This window comes from Rhizobium sp. BK591 (genome assembly GCF_014195045.1).
Lineage (GTDB): Bacteria > Pseudomonadota > Alphaproteobacteria > Rhizobiales > Rhizobiaceae > Rhizobium > Rhizobium anhuiense.
On record NZ_JACIAZ010000004.1, the window covers coordinates 709,604 to 729,322 of the forward strand.

Below are 19,719 nucleotides of genomic sequence, written 5' to 3' on the forward strand. Positions count from 1 at the left end.
GTGGGCTGTGAAATTCCTTCTTAGTCTGCGTGGAAAACCAGAGGGAAAAGATGTCCGGTGATGCGGAATCTTTGAACAAACAGGAGAAGTTATGAGGTCAACCATCCTATGCGTGACGGCCGCCGCCGTTACCGCACTCCTTGCTGCCGCTCCGGCCTTTTCGCAGGAGCGCGTGGTCAACGTCTACAACTGGTCGGATTATATCGACAGTTCCATCCTCGAGGATTTCACCAAGGAAACCGGCATCAAGGTCGTCTACGACACTTTCGATTCTAACGAGACGCTGGAAACCAAGCTCTTGGCTGGTGGTTCGGGTTATGACGTCGTCGTCCCCACCGTATCCTTCATGCAGCGCCAGATCGCCGCCGGCGTCTACCAGAAACTCGACAAGTCGAAGCTGCCGAACCTGGTCAACATGTGGGACGTCATCATGAAGGGCGTGGCGTCCTTCGACCCCGGCAATGAATACAGCGTCGACTACATGTGGGGCACGACGGGCATCGGCTATAATGTCGACAAGGTCAAAGCCGCCCTCGGCACCGACGAAAAGCCCAATTGGGACGCGTTGTTCGATCCGGCGAAAGCGGCCAAACTCAAGGATTGCGGCATCTATATGCTGGATTCCCCAACCGACGTCGTGCCCTCGGCGCTCGCCTATCTCGGGCTAAATCCGAACAGTACCGATCCCGCCGATCTCAAGAAGGCGCAGGAGGTTCTCACGGCCGTCCGCCCGTTCGTCCGCAAGTTCCATTCTTCCGAATATATCAGCGCGCTGGCGAACGGCGATATCTGCATTGCGCTCGGTTATTCCGGCGATATGTTCCAGGCCCGCGACCGTGCTAAGGAAGCCAATGCCGGCGTGAAGGTCGACTACTCGGTCCCGTCGCAAGGCGCCCAGATCTTCTTCGACGTCTTCGGCATTCCGAAGGATGCGCCGCATGTCGCCGAAGCCCATGAATTCATCAACTACATGATGAAGCCGGAGGTGATCGCCAAGGCCTCGAACTTCGTCTTCTACGCCAACGGCAACAAGGCGTCGCAGCAGTTCCTCGACAAGGAGGTCCTCGACGATACGGCGATCTACCCGACGCCGGAGGTAATGGCGAAACTCTTCACCGTTCCGCCGCTCGATCCGAAGACGCAGCGGATCGTGACGCGGCTATGGACCACCGTGGTCACCGGCCAATGATAGAATAACGGCCCGGACGGAAACGTCCGGGCCTTTTTTTGACGATCCCGGCCGGGTGAAACCGGGAGCAAAAGCCAAGAATAAAAGCAAAGAATGCATTTTCGGGGAACAATATGAAGTCTCTAGGCAATATTCGCCGCTCGTTCGCACCTTGGACCGATCCGTCCGCCAAGCCCTTCATATCCATCAAGAACGTCACCAAGCGTTTCGGTGATTTCACCGCCGTCGATAACCTGTCGCTCGATATTTATCACCGCGAGTTCTTCGCGCTGCTCGGCGCTTCCGGCTGCGGCAAGTCGACGCTTCTGCGCATGCTCGCCGGCTTCGAGCAGCCGACCTCGGGCGAAATCGTCCTCGATGGCACCGATATGGCCGGTACGCCGCCCTATCGGCGCCCCGTCAATATGATGTTCCAGTCCTATGCGCTTTTCCCGCACATGACGGTCGAGAAGAACATCGCCTTCGGCCTGAAACAGGATGGCATGGCGAAGGACGAGATGACTGACCGCGTCTTGCAGATGTTGAAGCTCGTCAAGCTGGAGCAGTTTGCCTCCCGCAAACCGAACCAGCTTTCCGGTGGCCAGCGCCAGCGCGTGGCGCTGGCCCGCTCGCTCGCCAAGCGTCCCAAGGTGCTGCTGCTCGACGAACCGCTCGGCGCGCTCGACAAGAAGCTGCGCGAGGAAACCCAGTTCGAGCTGATGGACCTGCAGCAGAATCTTGGACTTACCTTCGTCGTCGTCACCCACGACCAGGAAGAGGCGATGACCATGGCAGACCGTATCGCCGTCATGAGCCACGGCAAGGTGGTGCAGGTGGCGACGCCGGCCGAGATCTACGAAGCGCCGAATTGCCGTTTCGTCGCAGATTTCATCGGCGACGTGAACATTTTCGACGGCAAGGTCGCCTCATCGGGCAACGGCACCGTCGAGATATCAGTCGACAGCGGCTTCAGCGTGCGTGTCGCCGCTTCCGAAACACCTTCTGCAGGCAGCGCCGTCGGCTTCGCCATCCGGCCGGAGAAGATGCGGGTCGGGCGCACGGCTCCCGCCAACGCGTCCGTCAACGCCGCCAAAGGCGAACTCTGGGATATCGCCTATCTCGGCGACATGACCGTCTTCCATGTGAAATTGCAGAGCGGCAATATCGTCAAGGCCTCGTCCCTCAATGCGCAGCGCTCCGTCGACGACCCCTTCACCTACGATCAGGAAGTCTGGGTCTCCTTCGACGAGAATGCCGGCGTCCTGCTGAAGGATTGACGTTATGGGCAAGCTCACCTCCGGCCTCTACAATCGCCTCGTCATCGTCATCCCTTACGCCTGGCTGCTGCTCTTCTTCCTGGCGCCCTTCTTCATCGTCTTCCGCATTTCGATGTCGACGACGGCGATCGCCATGCCGCCCTATGAGCCTGTCTTCTCCTTGGCCGACGGCTGGGCCGGCCTCTTAAGTAAGATCGGCGAATTCTCCTTCGACAATTACACCTACCTGACCGACGACCCGCTCTATTTCAACGCCTATGTGTCGAGTGTGGTGATCGCCGCGATCTCCACCCTCCTGACGCTGCTGATCGCCTATCCGATCGCCTACGGCATGGCGCAGGCGCCACGTGGCCTGCGGCCGACGCTGGTCATGCTTGTCATCCTGCCCTTCTGGACGAGCTTCCTGATCCGCGTCTACGCCTGGATCGCCATCCTCAAGCCGGAGGGCCTGTTCAACCAGCTGCTGCTGTCGCTGCACCTGATCGATGCGCCGCTGATCATCCTCAACACCAATACCGCCGTCTATATCGGCATCGTCTATTCCTATCTCCCCTTCATGGTGCTGCCGCTTTATTCGGCGCTCGAGAAGATGGACGGCACGCTGATCGAGGCAGCGCAGGATCTCGGCTGCCCGCCGATCACCGCCTTCTGGCGCGTCACCTTCCCGCTGTCGATCCCCGGCGTGGTGGCCGGCTGCATGCTGGTCTTCATCCCGGCCGTCGGCGAATTCGTCATCCCCGATCTGCTCGGCGGGTCGCAGACGCTGATGATCGGCAAGACGCTGTGGAACGAGTTCAATTCCAATCGCGACTGGCCGGTCTCCTCGGCGGTGGCGACCATCCTGTTGCTGATCCTGGTCATCCCGATCGTCTTCTTCCAGAATGTCCAGGCCAAAGCCGAAGAGCGGGGGAAATAAACCATGCTGAAATGGACCCGTTTCAATATCGTCTCCGTCACGCTCGGCTTTGCCTTCCTCTATCTGCCGATCGTGCTTCTCGTCATTTTCTCCTTCAACGAATCCAAACTCGTAACCGTCTGGGGCGGCTTCTCGACGAAATGGTATGTCTCGTTGATGAGCAATCAGGCCTTGCTCGACGCTGCCTGGGTGACGCTGCGCGTCGGACTGCTGTCGGCAACATTTGCAACCATCCTCGGCACGATGGCGGCGCTGACATTGGTGCGTTACACCCGCTTTCGCGGCCGCATGCTTTTTTCGGGCATGGTCTATGCACCGCTCGTCATGCCGGAGGTCATCACCGGCCTGTCATTGCTGCTGCTCTTTGTGGCGATCGGTCTCGACCGTGGCTTCTGGACGATCACGCTCGCACATACGACGCTGACCATGTGCTTTGTCGCCGTCGTCGTCCAGTCGCGCCTGCTGAGTTTCGATCATTCGATCGAGGAAGCGGCGCAGGATCTCGGCGCGCCGCCGGTGCGCACTTTCTTCGAGATCACCCTGCCGATCATCGCGCCCGCCGTGCTCTCCGGCTGGATCCTTGCCTTCACCCTGTCGCTCGACGATCTGGTGATTGCGAGCTTCACCTCGGGGCCGGGCGCCACCACGCTGCCGATGAGGATTTACAGCCAGGTCCGCCTCGGTGTGACGCCCGAGATCAATGCGGTGTGCACGATCCTGATCGGCGTCGTCGCCTTCGGCGTCATCTGCGCCTCGATCATCACCAAGCGCCGCGAAACACAGCGCCAGAGGGATGAGCGTGCCGCTGCGGCCGGCGCGTGAGCTGAAATTGCGTGAAACAAAAAATGAAGCGCTTCCGTTTTTCGAAGAAAACGGAAATGCTCTATTGCGCGTGCGGCGTATTGCCGAAAAGCGGCACTGGCGAGATCACCGGGTTGGGCCATGAACCGCCGACGAAGAACGGCAGCAGCGGCAGCTCTGCCGCCTTGGCCGGATCGGTTGCCTCCAGCGATCCGGAAAGCGCCAGCCCGTTCGACTGATAGGTAATGACGCCGGAAAGCGTCAGCGTCTCCGTGGCGCCGGCAATATGGGCGTCGTGCATCTCGGCGGTGCCGTTGGCGAAATCGGCCTGCAGGTTCAGCTGGTTGAAGGTGAAGGCGCCGCCTGCCGCCGCGCTCAGCGGAAAGAACGGCTTTTCGGCTGCCTGCGTGCGGAGCGCTGCGGCATCGATGCCGGGGATCGTGCCTTGCTTCGTCCAGAAGCGCAGCTTGCCGGTGACGTCGGCAAGGCCGGTCGTCCATATCGCCTTCGGCGACCGGAGGTCGAGATCGAGCGATCCTGTCGCCAGCGGCAGCGGACCTTTCAGCTGCAGGCGCTCGGCAAGAGCTGCGAAGTCGGCATCGCGGATCGACAGCTGCAGCTTGCCGCCACCGTCGAAGTCGCGCTGCGTCGCTTCCAGATGCGCGGTCATCTCGCCGCCTTCGAACTGGCTGTCGCCAATATCGAATTTCGCCTCGCCGCCGGCCACGATCATGCTGGCGCCGACATCGGAAAGCTCGAAGAGACCCATTTGCGCGCGCCGTGCCGAAAGCCTGACGTCGACATCGAGCATCTGCAGCGGCCCAGTGATGCCGGCGGAGATTTCTTCTGCCTCTCCGGCGGCGAGCCTGAGCGCGAAGGCATCGAGGAAGGGCTTGAGGTTCATCTGGTCGAAAGCGAGCGTGCCGCCGATCTTCGGCCGTTTGCCGGGCTGGGTAAAGAGATCCATCACCCCGGTGGCGCTCGCTTCGTTCAGGGAGAGGCTGAGATTGTTGAAGCGCAGCCCGCTGCCCGACGACATGATGTCGGATTCCAGCGAGGCGCTCTTCAGCGTCCCGATGCCCGGGACAGATTCGCCCGACCATGCCAGAAGGGCCGGCACATCGGGGATGCTGGCGGTGACATTGCCGGAAAGGGCCGAAAGGTTGGCGATGCTGGCAACGCCCTGGAAATGCGCCGTCAGCAGGTTTGACGTGAGCGACGTCCGTGCCTCGGCATTCCGGCCGGCAAAGGCGAGCAGCGGCTGGCGCGAGGCGAAATCGATCTTCAGGTCCTGGCCGTTGATGCGGGCGATGATGACCGCCGAGATCGCGCCGGACAGTCTCGGCCAGGCGATATCTGCGGTGACGCTGTCGAAATGAAAGGCCTTGGCGCTCTTGATGTCGGTGACCACAAGCGTGCCATCCTCGACGGTCACCGCGCCGATCTCGGCATCGAGATCGGGATCGAGCACCTCCGCTCCGTTCTCGTAGCGCACGCCGCTGATCGCGCGTGCGAGCAGGCCGGCATAACTCCAGTCGATCAGCCCCTTCTCGTCGCGCGTGAGCGCCAGGCTGGGGCGCAGCAGGTGGAATTCGTGGAAGCTCGTCCGCCCGCGGAGGGCGTCGATGAGGCTGAAATCGGCCGACAGGCTTTCAATGCTGCCGAGCAGCTTGTCGCCGCTTTCGCGCGGCTGGCGGATGGTGACCTGGTTCAGCGTGATGCGCGGCGTCGGCCAGAATTCGAGAACCGGACTGCCCTTGATCTCGGCATGGTAGCCCGTCCATTTCGACAGCGCGTCCTCGATGCCGGAGCGCACGAAGCCGGTGGAAATGAGATAGGGGGCGGCGACCCGCAGCGCCACGAAAAGCGCCAGCGCAATCAGCAGGAATACCGTCGATACACGGGCGAAGGCCGGAAGCCAGCGCGAAACGGGTCCGATCTTCCTGCGCCACCTGCGATGTCTTGACGTGCTCATGATCTCCGCCGGCAATGCAGCCGGTCATCCCGTTATGCGCTGGTTTCGGCGGATATAGGAAATATCGGGCATATGCAAATCCCATACAATGCCGCGCGTCTTTTCAAAAGGCGCAAAAGACGATGCGATAGGCGACGGATCACGTCGGTTCCGCACTTTATAATGCAATGCAGCATGATATAAAGACGGCATTGGGGAGGAGGATTGAATGCAGGATAACAGACCACTTTGGGTACCTTCGGACGCCGCCGTTGCCGGAAGCCCGATCCATGCCTTCATCGAGCGTTGCAATGCCGATTTCGGGCTTTCTCTTTCGGGCTTTGAGGATCTGCATGCATGGTCGGTGGCCGAGCGGGAGAATTTCTGGTCGACCGTCTGGGATTTCTGCGGCGTGAAGGGAGAACGCGGCGCAGAGGTGCTTGCCAATGGCGACCGCATGCTGGAGGCCCGCTTCTTTCCCGATGCGACGCTGAACTTCGCCGAAAATCTGTTGTCGTGCCGCGGTGAAGGCGAGGCCATCATCTTCCGCGGCGAGGACAAGGCTGAGGATCGCTGGTCGTGGGACCGGCTGCGCGCGCTGGTCTCGAAGCTGCAGCAGGCCTTCGCGGCCCGCGGCATCGGCAAGGGCGACCGCATCGCCGCGATGATGCCGAACATGCCGGAGACCGTCGCCGCCATGCTCGCTGCCGCCTCGATCGGCGCCATATGGTCGTCCTGCTCTCCCGATTTCGGCGAGCAGGGCGTGCTCGACCGCTTCGGCCAGATCGGCCCCAAGCTCTTCATCGCCTGCGATGCCTATTGGTATTCCGGCAAGCTGCAGGATGTCGGCGCCAAGGTCGCCACGGTTGCCAAAAGCCTGGATGTCCCGACGGTCATCGTCCACTACGCCGGCGATGCGGAGGCGGTGGCGGGCAAGACGCCGGGGGCTTCGACGCTCGAGGCCTTTGTCGCGCCCTATGAGGCAAGGGAGGTCGAGTTTACGCCGCTTGCCTTCGCGCATCCGCTCTACATCCTGTTTTCTTCAGGCACGACAGGCGTGCCGAAATGCATCGTGCATTCGGCCGGCGGCACGCTGCTGCAGCACCTCAAGGAGCAGCGGCTGCATTGCGGCCTGGAAGCGGGGGAGAAGCTGTTCTACTTCACCACCTGCGGCTGGATGATGTGGAACTGGCTGGTCAGCGGCCTTGCCAGCGGCGCAACGCTCTGCCTGTTCGACGGCTCGCCCTTCGCGCCCGATGGCAACGTGCTGTTCGACTATGCCGAGGCCGAAAAATTCGCGATCTTCGGCACTTCGGCGAAATATATCGATGCGGTGCGCAAGGGCGGGCTGACGCCGCGCGCAAGCCACGATCTCTCCAGCCTGCGGCTGATGACCTCCACCGGCTCGCCGCTGTCGCCTGAGGGGTTCACCTTCGTCTATGAGGGCATCAAGGCGGATGTCCAGCTCGCCTCGATTTCTGGCGGCACCGACATCGTCTCTTGCTTCGTGCTCGGCAATCCGCTGCAGCCGGTCTGGCGCGGCGAGATCCAGGGGGCCGGCCTCGGTCTTGCAGTCGATGTCTGGAACGATGACGGCAAGCCGGTGCGCGGGGAGAAGGGTGAACTCGTCTGCACCAAGGCCTTCCCTTCGATGCCGGTGATGTTCTGGAACGATCCCGATGGCGCCAAGTATCGCGCCGCCTATTTTGACCGGTTCGACAATGTCTGGTGCCACGGCGATTTCGCCGAATGGACGGAGCATGGCGGCCTGATCATCCACGGCCGTTCGGATGCGACGCTCAATCCCGGCGGCGTGCGCATCGGCACGGCCGAGATCTACAATCAGGTGGAGCAGATGGAGGAGGTGGCCGAGGCGCTGTGCATCGGCCAGGAGTGGGATGACGACGTGCGCGTCATCCTCTTCGTGCGCCTTGCTTCCGGTGTGACGCTGACCGAGGATCTCGTCAAGGCGATCAAGACGCGGGTCCGCACCGGCGCCTCGCCGCGGCATGTGCCGGCAAAGATCATTGCGGTTGCCGATATTCCCCGCACCAAATCCGGCAAGATCGTCGAACTTGCTGTGCGCGAGGTCGTGCACAACAGGCCGGTCAAAAATCAGGAAGCGCTCGCCAATCCCGAGGCGCTGCGGCTCTTCGCCGGTTTGAGCGAACTGAAGGATTGATGGCGATCGCAAGCTACAAGCTTTCACCCTCCATCAATCGCCTGTCATGGAAACCTTTCGTTAAGAAAGGTTTGTCAAATGTAAAGCTAACTTAGGGGTCGCACATGAACGAGGCGGCCTGAAGCCCCAGGGCTTACAACAACATGACGTTGATCGACTGAGCTCTTGTTGAACAGCACCAATTTTCAAGGCAGCCTCCGGGCTGCCTTTTCTTTATGGTGATCGCTTTCCTTTTGCGCTGATCAGCCCGCCAGCACCCGCTGCGACGGGAAGGTGATCTCGACGAGGGTGCCCTCGTTCGGCGCCGAATTGATCGAGAACACCGCCCGGTTGGCATCGACCATCGCCTTGGTCAGCGGCAGGCCGAGCCCGGTGCCGTCGCCGCGGTGGCGCGACTGGGTCGAGGAGACCTGCCGGAACGGCTTCATCGCCTGGTCGAGTTCACTGCGCGTCATGCCGATGCCGGTATCGCGGACCCTCAAGACAACGCTGCCATTGGCCTCGTAGGAGGTGGAAACGACGATCTGCCCGCCCGACGGGGTGAAGCGGATGGCGTTCGACAGGATGTTGAGTGCGATCTGCTTGATCGAGCGCAGATCCGCCACGACTTCGGGCACCGCATGCGACAGCGCCGTGCGGATGATGACGCGCTGGCCGTTCGCCTGCGGCTGCACCAGCGCCACGGCTTCGGAAACCGCCTCGTTGAGGCCGACAGCGGCAAAATCGAGGTCCATCTCGCCCGCCTCGATCTTCGAAATGTCGAGCAGATCGTTGACGATATCGAGGACGTGCCGGCCGGAGCGGCCGATGTCGTTGGCATATTCGATATAACGGGGATGGCCGATCGGCCCGAAGCGCTCGCCCGCCATCATATCGGAAAAGCCGATAATCGCATTGAGCGGCGTGCGGATCTCGTGGCTGACGCGGGCGAGGAAATCGGTCTTGTGGGCGTTGGCGGTTTCGGCCGCACCCTTGGCGTTGCGCAACTCGTCTTCGGTGCGCTTCCACTGGGTGATATCGCGGATGACGGCGCAGTAGCCATTGGAGGAGGTGAGCTGGCCCATGGTCATGAACAGCGGCACGAAGCCGCCGGCCGCCTCGCGGCCGATCACTTCGCGTCCGTCGTTCAGCACGCTGGCCACACCATGGCCGGAGAGGCCGTTCAGATAGTCGAGGACCGCCTTCTGGCTCTCATGGGCAAACAGCATGACGAAGGGTTTGCCGCGCGTCTCCTGCTCGTCGTAATTGAAAAGCGCGCTCGCCGACCGGTTCATCGAGCGGATGTCGCCCTCCGTGCCGATGACGACGACGCCGTCGGTCGCCGTTTCCAGGATCGAGCGCAATTCCTCCACTTCGACCTGAAGCTTGGCGACCTTCTCGACCATCCGCTCGGGACGGGCTTCGAAACGGCCCTCGGAGCGGCTTGCTTCACTGCGGCTGTCATCCTTGCCTTCGACCGGCATCAGCGCCAGCATCAACGCGTTGGCATCTTCCCAGCGCACCGATTGCAGCCGGGCGGTCACCGGCGCCAGCGTGTCATCGGCCTTGACCAGCATCATGGTGCTGGAGCCGGCCGCCTTCTCCTCGAGTTCGCGGCGCTGCAGCAGGGCTTCGATGCCGCCCACCTCGCGCAATGCGTCGAGCGAAGCATAGCCCGTCAGCCGCATGAATTCCGGATTGGCATGGATCAGCGCATCGCCGATATGGATGAGCACGGCGACAGGCAGTTGGTCGACCGTTCCCACCGAAAGCCCGTCGGTCATCTTGACGCGCGGCGGGATGAAGCTTGTGAGAACCTCGATCTGGCTGACCGTCTCCTCAAGTCCTTCCGTCGCCTCGTCTTCGGCGATAACAGCCGGCTCCTCGGCGACGACATCGTCTTCGCGCTCGGCCTCGACGGCATTCTCGAAGATCGCCTCTTGCGGCGCGATGTCCTCGGGCGAGGCGATGCCAGCCTTGTCGCCGGGAGTTTCGGCCTCGGACTCTTCATGTCCAGAGGCCCCTTCGAAGCTCGCCATTTCCGCGACGGCGGATTCCACCGCCGCCGTCACGGTAGGTGCCGCCGACGCCGGGGCTGCGGGTTCCATCGGCGCTGGAGCGGCGGGCTCTTCCTTGCGCGTGCCGAAGGCTTCCAGGCGCTTGGCAATCTCACGGAAATTCGCCTGTTCGGCGGCCGTCAGCCCGGCGCTGGTATTGTGGAGCTGAACGATCTTATCGGAGAAACGGCGATTGGGCGTCTCGGCAATGCGAAGCGCCGGCGGCTCGTCCGAAAGATCCGCTGCCGGCTCGGCGGCAGGTGCTTCGTCGGCGCCCGTCGCCTGTTCTTCTACTGTATTCTCCGGCGCTGACGTCTCGGCGATCGCCTCTTCGGCCGTGATCTTTTCCGATCCCGTCTCTTCGGTCTCCGGTGTCTCTGGCTCGGCTGCCGCAAACGCCTGGACGTCGATCTCTTCCGACACGATGGTTTCGGCCGGGACCTCCTCGGACGCGGCTTCCGCTTCATCGGCCACGTCGGCAACCGGCTCGAGGCTTGCTGCATCATGGCCGATACCATCGGGGCCAAGCGTCAGGCCGAGCGCCAGCGGATCTTCCTGCGCATCCGAAAGCCGGACGACGCCGAAGCCGCGAAAGCCGTCGAAGTCGCGGTTGCGGGTATAGGTCGGCAGTGCTGCCAGATCGACCGGAACGACGAGGCTGGTGCCTTCGACCGGCCAGAGGATCGTCTTGCCCGACCATGTGTCGCGGCGCGCGAGCGCCTCGGAAAGCTTGCCGTCCGGATCGAGATTGAAAAGGGCGGCGACATCGCCGAAGGCCGAGCCGATGATGTGGGATGCATGTGGACCGACGGCCTCGGCAAATTCGTGGCTGACCTCGGTGAAGCAGCCATCGGCGTCGATCTTCCAGACGAAGCGCGTGGCGCGGCTGTTCGGCCTGAAGACGAAGCCGGGCTCAGCCGCAAGCTCAGGGGCAGGGGCAGCGTCGGGGACCACAGGCGTTGCGATGGCGAACTCTTCATGAACCGCTTCCGGCGCATCTTCGATAGGCGTTTCGCGGGTTTCGGCAGACGGCTCCGCCACGGCCGTTTCCACCGTCTCGGTGAGGGAGGCAAGGTCGTCCTCGATGGTCGCGGCAGGCTTGTCGGCCTCATCCGCGCTGCTGTCGATCACACCGACGTCACTCTCCAACTCGGCATGTCCGGGGAGACCTGCCTCCTCGACTGCCTCGTCTGCGGATGCCGCTGCTGTCTCGGCCGGCTGTTCGCTTTCGCCGGTGATGTCCTCGAGCGTCTCCTCGACCTCTTCGATCCCCGAGACCGCGTCGATAATCTCGGTAAAGCCGGTGGCGACGGCAGGCTCGTCCTGAAGCAGTTCGGCGGGCGGCACGCTTTCTTCCTGCGCGGGCGCATCGAACGGGTCGAGCGCGGGGGCATCGATCGGGTCGAGATCGCCGATCGCGGCCTCCACGGCAAAAAGCAGATGGAGCGCCGGCTCGTCGCTGAGCTTGCCGAAGGCGGCCGGAAGATTGCCTCTGGTGGTGGCGACGGGACGCTTCACCAGCCGGTCGGGATGGGCGCCGGCAAGATTGATCAAGGTCTTTGCGGTCTGCTCTGATATGCCGAGCGACGCAAAACCCGGCGAAGCGGCGATGACTTCGCCATTGGCGCCGATCACCGCCATATGCGTATCGGGATCATCAAGCCCTTGCAGCATCTGCGCCGCCGAGGCGCCGGCCGCCAATGGCTTGGCCGAGACCGGCACCGAAAACAGGATGGCCTTTTCGCCTGAGGAGAGCCGGATCAGTTCGGCCGCCGCCTGCACTTGGGCGCGCTGGAAGCCCTTGGCGACGCGGATCATCAGGCTTCTGTTGTCACCGATATCGGAAAGCTGGCGCGCGGCCGTTTCCAGCTGGCGGAAGGTAATGTCGCCCCGGTCGACGCCCTGGTCGAGCAGGTCATAGACCGCCGAATGGCCGAAAAGCTCCGCACCTGCGCCGTTTGCCCAGAGCAGGCGGGCAAGATCGGCCGAAAACAGCACCATCGCCTCGCCGCGTGAAAAGCGTTCCCGCACCCGTGCATGCACGGCGATATCGATGAACGGATATTGGACTGCGGGCATGTTCGAACCTTGTCGCTGTCGGCCTTCTTAAATTAACGGCTTATTAATAACTGCGGGTGGCATGCCGGTCCAGAAGAGCAGGGTGTTTTCGGCCGGAAAGGTTAACGTCTTGTGCATTGCACAATAATTGTTGCAATGCACAATGATATGTCTTATATAAGCATCATCCCAACTATCGAAGGCAGCGACTGCCTCAGCCCAAAGGATGCGACCCATGGCTACCATAAAGACCGATGACGTTTTTTCAATTGCTTCTTTCGACCCGTCCAAGTTCGCCGAATCCTTCCGTGATTTCGCCGAAAAGGGCGCCCAGCAGTCGAAGGATGCCTATGCCAAGCTGAAGACCGCTGGCGAGGAAGCCGGCAAGACGCTCGAAGCCACCGTCCAGACGGCTCAGGCCGGCAGCGTTGAGATCGGCCTGAAGGCGATCGACATCCTGCGCGTCAATTCCGAGAACTCGCTGTCGCACTTCGAAGCGCTGCTCGGCGTCAAGTCCGCCGCCGAATTCTTCGAACTGCAGACCTCCTTCATCCGCAAGCAGGCCGAACTCACTGTCGAGCAGGCGAAGTCGATCCAGGAAACCACCAAGCAGGTGGCCGAAAAGCTCGCAAAGCCTTCCAAGGACGCCGCCGAAAAGGCCCTGGCTTCCTTCAAGGTCGCCTGATCGGTCTTTTACCGATCGCAGACAAAAGGCTGGACCTCGCGTCCAGCCTTTTTGTATATTGACGAGGAATGGGGCTTGAATTCATCGCCAAGTCCTCGTATGTGACCCCCATCGCGCCGAGCGAGATTTATGCGGTTGTAGCTCAGTTGGTTAGAGCGCAGGTTTGTGGCACCTGAGGTCGGAGGTTCGAGACCCCCCAACCGTACCATCTTTCCTTTTGTCCATACCGGAGACATAGGTAACAAACCGTACCTAACACATGGGTGACAACCTCGTGCCGAACGGGCCGTCGATCGTTCCCAAAGTCTTTTGTTTGACGGCACGCGCATTTCTCTGGCCAAGCGCTTGATCAGCACTTCACTGACCTTTCTGGCACTCAATGCGGCTTTCTTTCAGAGGTGATCATCACCTCGACCGGCTCTGGTAGGTGGATTATGTTACCGGTCCGTGCCCGAGATGCCGAATTCCATCACGCAGTTGGTCAACCGCATGACAGCGAATCTCGTTTGGTTATGTCGCTCCCAAGCATTCCGTTAAGCATGTCCAGGTGTCCTTTGCAAACCGTCTCGACCAGTTCGATTAGTAACGCAGTTTGCACTGCGAGCCAGCCGAGCGCCTCCTCGCTGATTTCGAAATGTTTCGAATAGCGCGCCTTAACATAGGCCTCATTCAACGTATTGAACCACGCGCGTTCCTTGTGTTGATCACGCGGAAAGGCTTCTGCCAGACGGCGATCCTGCTCTTCTGCGAGTGAGCGCAGGAACTTGATGTTATGCGACGGTGGGCCGTAATTGGTCAGAGTGAGCAGAACACAGGAATAGGCTTGTTCGAGTGCTTGATGCAAGCTGAATGCGGACAGGTTTGACCAGGCGTCCCCGGTCCTTATCGACTTGCCGAGTTGAAATTCAGCTGTTCTCAGAAAGGCGCTGGCTTCGGCAAACCTTTGCTCAAAATGCTCCTTCGCGACGCGAAGCCGATCCTCGGTCGAAAGTGGCTCGGGCTCGGCCAGCGCCTCATCGTCCAGTTCGTAGAGAACGATGCCTTCCTTGCGAATGTCGGAGAAGAAGTATTGCCCCTCCTTCAGGTGGGTGTTCACCTCGCGCCTGGAATGGACGATGAAGCTCACCGGCGTTTCGATCGAGGTCTCGTGGATCAACCGGTCGGCGGCCTTGTACCAGTACTCGGCGAATTCGCAGAGTTTGCGATTGTTGACGATGATCAAGAGATCAAAATCGGAGCGATACCCCTTCATGGTGAAGGGTTCATCGACCCAGCCGCCCTTGGCGTAGGAGCCGAACAGGATAATCTTCAGGATCCGGCCGCGCTTCTTGAAATCGGCCGTGCCTTCTTTTAACGCGTCCTCGAATTCCTCGTGGAGGATTTCAAGGACCCGGCCGAGTTCTCGTTGCTTGCGAAGCGGCATATGATCGAGCGACGATTTCATAAGCCATCGATAGGCGAAAGATCCAATATCGTCTACTGGCAAATTTAGCACCGCTCAACTGCCGTTTTGCCCTTATCTCCCATCAAGTTGCCAAACCGCGTTGGCGATTAAGAAAAAAATCAATCATTTAGGAACAGGCATCGTCTGAATGTGGCGTAGTTGGAACACCGTGCGTCAGGGCGAACAAAGCAGGAAACAATTTCTGCTTTTACTATCTTGTATAAGTCAGTTAAATCGCTTATTTGTCGCGGTGATATGGACCCGCGCGAAAGAGACCGGAGACACGCGCGGAGGGCGTTTGTCGTTCGGTATAACTGTCTGTGACAGAGCGATGTCGCTCGTTGGTGCAACTGCTCCGAATATGCGAGGACAATCATGGCGATCATGTTCGTCAGAGCGCAGGTCATCAGCAGGGGAGCGGGACGCAACATCGTCTCGGCCGCCGCCTATCGTCATCGCACTAGGATGATGGACGAACAGGCCGGCACGTCGTTCAGCTATCGGGGCGGCGCGTCGGAGCTGGTGCACGAGGAACTGGCGCTGCCGGATCAAACGCCGGATTGGCTGCAGTCCGCGGTCGAGGGGTATTCCGTTGCCGGCGCCAGCGAAGTGCTGTGGAATGCGGTTGAAGCTTTCGAGAAACTGGCAAACGCGCGGCTGGCGCGCGAGCTGATCATCGCGCTGCCGGAGGAACTGACGCGGGCCGAGAACATCGCGCTGGTGCGCGAATTCGTGCGGGATAATTTCACAAGAGCGGGAATGGTCGCCGACTGGGTCTACCACGATAAAGACGGCAATCCGCATATCCATCTGCTGACGACCGTGAGACCGCTGACGGAGGAGGGCTTCGGGCCAAAACATGCTCCGATCTTGGGAGAAAATGGCGAGCCATTGCGATTTGTCACGCCTGGGCGGCTAACGGGTCGGATTGTGTATAAGTCCTGGGGCGGCGACAAGGAGACCTTGCAGGCGTGGAAGATTGCCTGGGCGGAGACGGCCAGCCGGCATCTGGCGCTCGCCGGCCATGACATCCGTCTTGACGGCCGCTCTTATGCCGAGCAGGGCCTCGATGGTATCGCACAAAGACATCTGGGCCCGGAGAAGGCAGCACTCTCCCGCGGGGGTGTCGAGATGTATTTTGCACCGGCCGATCTTGCCCGTCGCCAGGAGATGGCCGACCGGCTGCTCGCCGAGCCGGAGCTCCTGCTGAAGCAGTTGAGCAATGAGCGCTCCACCTTCGACGAGCGCGATATCGCCAAGGGGCTGCATCGCTATGTCGACGATCCCGCAGACTTCGCCAATATCCGGGCGCGGTTGATGGCGTCGGACGATCTCATCATGCTGAAGCCGCAGCAGGTCGATGCCGAAACGGGGAAGGCAGTGGAACCCGCCGTTTTCACCACGCGCGAGATCCTTCGCATCGAATATGACATGGCGCAGTCGGCGCAGGTTCTGGTGGAACGTCGCGGTTTTGCCGTTTCCGACCGGGCGGTCGCCGCTGCGATCAGAAACGTCGAAACTCAAGACCCGGAAAAGTCCTTCCGGCTCGACCCGGAGCAGGTGGACGCCGTCCATCATGTCACGCGGGACAATGGTATTGCCGCCGTGGTCGGTCTTGCCGGCGCCGGTAAGTCGACCTTGCTTGCCGCGGCACGGCTCGCCTGGGAAAGTCAAGGCCGCCAGGTCATTGGTGCGGCCCTTGCGGGCAAAGCCGCCGAGGGTCTGGAAGACAGCTCCGGCATCAGATCGCGTACACTCGCCGCCTGGGAGCTGGCCTGGGCCAATGGACAGGAGACGCTTCACCGCGGCCATGTGGTGGTTGTCGACGAAGCCGGCATGGTGTCGTCGCAGCAGATGGCCCGCGTGCTGAAGCTCGTCGAGGAAGCGGGAGCGAAACTCGTGCTGGTCGGCGATGCGATGCAATTGCAGCCGATCCAGGCGGGGGCGGCGTTCCGGGCGATTACCGAGCGGATCGGTTTTGCCGAACTTGGCGGCGTGCGCCGCCAGCGCGAGCCGTGGTCGCGCGAGGCGTCGCGGCATTTTGCGCGTGGCGAGATTGGGAAAGGTCTTGATGCCTATGCGCAGCAGGGTCATCTGGTCGAGGCAGACACGCGGGACGACGTCATCGGCCGCATTGTCAGCGACTGGACGGCGGCGCGCAAACAGGCGGTCCAGGACTCAACAGCTGCCGGCAATGATGGCCGTCTTCGCGGTGATGAGCTTCTCGTGCTCGCCCACACCAATCAGGACGTCAAACGTCTGAACGAGGAACTGCGATCTGTGATGGCAGGCGAGGGGGCGCTGGGTGAGAGCCGCGCATTCCAGACCGAACGCGGCGCGCGGGAATTCGCCACCGGCGACCGCATCATCTTTCTGGCAAATGCCCGCTTCGTCGAAGCGCGCGCAATGCGTCTCGGTCCGCAATACGTCAAGAACGGCATGCTGGGGACGGTCGTATCCACCGGCGAAAAGCGGGGCGAGGTCTTGCTTTCGGTGCGTCTCGACAATGGCTGCGATGTCGTCATCAGCGAGAACAGTTATCGCAATGTCGATCACGGCTACGCCGCGACCATCCACAAATCTCAAGGCTCGACCGTCGACCGGACCTTCGTTCTTGCCACCGGCATGATGGACCAGCACCTGACCTATGTGTCGATGACCCGGCATCGCCATCGTGCCGATCTCTATGCCGCGAAGGAAGATTTTGAAGCAAAGCCCGAATGGGGCCGCAAGCTGCGTGCCGATCATGCTGCCGGTGTCACCGGCGAACTCGTGGAAACCGGACAAGCCAAGTTCCGGCCGAATGACGAGGATGCCGACGATAGCCCCTATGCCGATGTGAAGACGGATGACGGAGCCGTCCATCGTCTTTGGGGCGTGAGCCTGCCGAAGGCGTTGGAGGATGCCGGTGTCTTAGAGGGCGACACGGTGACCCTGCGCAAGGACGGGGTGGAGCGGGTCAAAGTCCAGGTTCCCATCATCGACGAGCAGACCGGGCAGAAGCACTTCGAGGAAAGAGAAGTCGACCGCAACGTCTGGACCGCCAAACGGGTCGAAACCGCCGAAGCGCGCCGGGAGCGTATCGAGCAGGAAAGCCATCGGCCGGAACTGTTCAAACAACTCGTTGAACGCCTGTCGCGCTCCGGCGCCAAGACGACGACGCTCGATTTCGAAAGCGAGGCCGGGTACCGGGCACATGCCGACGATTTTGCCCGCCGCCGCGGCCTCGATCATCTCTCTCTCGTCGCAGCCGGGATGGAGGAGGACGTCTCGCGGCGGCTCGCGTGGATTGCCGATAAGCGCCGGCAGGTGGCAAAGCTCTGGGAAAGGGCGAGCGTTGCGCTGGGATTTGCGATCGAGCGGGAACGACGTGTCTCGTACAATGAGGAGCGCACTGAGACACACACCGTCTCGGAGACAGATGTTGGCCGCGGCCGATATCTGATGCCGCCCGACACTGCTTTTGCCAGAAGCGTGGAGGAGGATGCGCGGCAGGCGCAGCTTTCCTCGCCGGCCTGGAAGGAGCGGGAAGCAATCCTGCGGCCGCTGCTGGAGAAGATCTATCGTGAGCCGGAGGCGGCACTGGTCGCCCTGAACGCCCTGGCATCGGATACGAGCAACGAACCCCGCAGGCTCGCCGACGATCTTGCTATTGCACCGGATCGGATCGGCCGCCTGCGGGGTTCCGACCTTATGATAGACGGTTGCGCCGCACGTGACGAGCGCAGCATTGCGACCGCGGCATTGACGGAACTGCTGCCGCTCGCCCGCGCCCACGCCACAGAGTTCCGCAGAAACGCCGAGCGGTTCGAAAGCCGCGAGCACCAGCGCCGCGCGCATATGTCATTGTCGATCCCAGCGCTCTCCAGAAAGGCGGTGGCACGTCTCGTCGAGATCGAGGCGGTGCGCAAGCAGGGAGGGGACGATGCCTACAAGACGGCCTTTGCATTCGCCGCCGAAGACCCCTCGATCGTGCAGGAGATCAAGGCCGTCAGCGAGGCGCTCAGCGCCCGCTTCGGTTGGAGCGCCTTCACATCCAAGGCCGATACGGTTGCCGAACGCAACATCGTCGAGCGTATGCCGGAAGACTTCACAGGCACCAGGGGCGAGAAGCTGACCCGGCTGTTCGAGGCCGTGAAGCGTTTTGCCGAGGAGCAGCATCTCGCCGAACGGCGGGATCGTTCGAAGATCGTCGCCAGCGCCAGTGCCGATCCGCAGAAGGAGAATATCCCCATGCTTGCCGCCGTCACCGAGTTCAAGACTCCGATCGAGGAAGAGGCGAGATCGCGTGCTCTGGCCGGCCCTCTCTATCGCCAGCAGCGAGCAGCGCTAGCCGACGTGGCGTCAACGATCTGGCGCGATCCGGCTGGCGCTGTCGAGAAGATCGAAGAGCTGCTTGTCAAAGGTTTTGCCGCCGACCGCATCTCTGCTGCAGTGACCAATGACCCGGCCGCCTATGGTGCGCTGCGTGGCTCCGATCGCCTGATGGATCGGATGCTGGCCGCCGGCCGGGAGCGCAGAGACGCTGCGCAGGCCGTGCCCGAAGCCGCCGCTTGGCTACGATCGCTCGGTGCGGCCTATGCCGGCGCCCTCGATGCCGAGCGCCAGGCGATCGCCGAAGAGCGACGGCGCATGGCGGTTGCCATTCCCGGCCTGTCGAAGGCGGCGGAAGAAGCGCTCATGTGGCTGACTGCCGAGGCGAAGAACGACGGCCGCAAGCGGAATGCATCGGCTGCTGTTCTTGATCCCAGCATTCGCCGAGAGTTCGCTGCCATTAGCGCGGCGCTCGACGAGCGCTTCGGCCGCAATGCCATCGTCCGAGGAGAGAGGGATCTCATCAACCGTGTGCCGCCGACGCAGCGCCACGCCTTCGAGGCGATGCAGGACAGGCTGAAGGTCCTGCAGCAGACCGTTCGCAGGGAGAGCAGCGAGAAGATCATGTCGGAACGCCGCCAGCGGGCTGTCAACCGCGGCCGCGGCGTTGATATGAATGGCTAAACAAAACAACAGAGGCCATTATTCGTTGATCTGATTCCAAGAAGAGATCGGTCTTGGCCGGGATTGTTCCGTTGTATTGCCCTGAGAGGGAAACGGACTACAAAGAAGGCATCGCAAGCCAGGCGAGCAAAACGCACTAATCAGACGCCTAGCAGATGGGGGCGTGCCGGCGAAAGTTTCAAACGACTAGTCCCGATTGG

The 19,719-nt window shown here is 61.5% G+C and carries 10 protein-coding genes and 1 tRNA gene; 8 read left to right on the forward strand and 3 right to left on the reverse strand.

The annotated features are described in order from the left end of the window. Positions 1 to 91: 91 nt before the first annotated feature. The 4 genes from FHX10_RS21635 to FHX10_RS21650 all read left to right on the forward strand — a co-directional run bounded on the left by FHX10_RS21635 (position 92) and on the right by FHX10_RS21650 (position 4,183). On the forward strand, positions 92 to 1,189 hold the full coding sequence (locus FHX10_RS21635) for a polyamine ABC transporter substrate-binding protein (protein WP_029868003.1): 1,098 nt from the start codon (positions 92 to 94) through the stop codon (positions 1,187 to 1,189). Positions 1,190 to 1,302: 113 nt separating this feature from the next. After that, positions 1,303 to 2,445, forward strand: coding sequence for an ABC transporter ATP-binding protein (locus FHX10_RS21640; protein WP_029868002.1), 1,143 nt, complete (start codon positions 1,303 to 1,305; stop codon positions 2,443 to 2,445). 4 nt (positions 2,446 to 2,449) lie between these two features. After that, on the forward strand, positions 2,450 to 3,361 hold the full coding sequence (locus tag FHX10_RS21645) for an ABC transporter permease subunit (protein ID WP_047613649.1): 912 nt from the start codon (positions 2,450 to 2,452) through the stop codon (positions 3,359 to 3,361). Positions 3,362 to 3,364: 3 nt separating this feature from the next. Beyond that, positions 3,365 to 4,183, forward strand: a complete 819-nt coding sequence (locus FHX10_RS21650; RefSeq protein ID WP_018244860.1) for an ABC transporter permease — start codon at positions 3,365 to 3,367, stop codon at positions 4,181 to 4,183. Positions 4,184 to 4,244: 61 nt separating this feature from the next. On the opposite strand, the gene FHX10_RS21655 is transcribed toward FHX10_RS21650, so the two are convergent. After that, entirely contained in the window at positions 4,245 to 6,137 is a 1,893-nt protein-coding gene (locus FHX10_RS21655) for an AsmA-like C-terminal region-containing protein (RefSeq protein ID WP_097595967.1), read from the reverse strand. A 208-nt stretch (positions 6,138 to 6,345) separates the two neighbouring features. Between FHX10_RS21655 and FHX10_RS21660 the strand changes: the two genes are divergently transcribed. Beyond that, positions 6,346 to 8,298 (forward strand): acetoacetate--CoA ligase, encoded by a 1,953-nt coding sequence (locus FHX10_RS21660; protein WP_132575713.1) that lies wholly within the window; start codon positions 6,346 to 6,348, stop codon positions 8,296 to 8,298. Between the two features lie 242 nt (positions 8,299 to 8,540). Here the strand turns inward: FHX10_RS21660 and FHX10_RS21665 are convergent, their stop codons facing one another. Beyond that, positions 8,541 to 12,413 (reverse strand): ATP-binding protein, encoded by a 3,873-nt coding sequence (locus FHX10_RS21665; protein WP_132575711.1) that lies wholly within the window; start codon positions 12,411 to 12,413, stop codon positions 8,541 to 8,543. Between the two features lie 214 nt (positions 12,414 to 12,627). On the opposite strand from FHX10_RS21665, the gene FHX10_RS21670 reads away from it, so the two are divergent. Continuing rightward, entirely contained in the window at positions 12,628 to 13,077 is a 450-nt protein-coding gene (locus tag FHX10_RS21670; RefSeq protein ID WP_063476357.1) for a phasin, read from the forward strand. Between the two features lie 131 nt (positions 13,078 to 13,208). After that, a tRNA-His gene (locus FHX10_RS21675) sits at positions 13,209 to 13,285 on the forward strand. Between the two features lie 273 nt (positions 13,286 to 13,558). On the opposite strand, the gene FHX10_RS21680 is transcribed toward FHX10_RS21675, so the two are convergent. Further along, the gene (locus FHX10_RS21680; RefSeq protein ID WP_132575709.1) at positions 13,559 to 14,572 is read right to left on the reverse strand and encodes a nucleotidyltransferase and HEPN domain-containing protein; all 1,014 of its coding nucleotides are present in this window, start codon (positions 14,570 to 14,572) and stop codon (positions 13,559 to 13,561) included. Positions 14,573 to 14,896: 324 nt separating this feature from the next. On the opposite strand from FHX10_RS21680, the gene traA reads away from it, so the two are divergent. Then, entirely contained in the window at positions 14,897 to 19,519 is a 4,623-nt protein-coding gene (gene traA / locus FHX10_RS21685; RefSeq protein WP_184390192.1) for a Ti-type conjugative transfer relaxase TraA, read from the forward strand. Positions 19,520 to 19,719 lie beyond the last annotated feature (200 nt).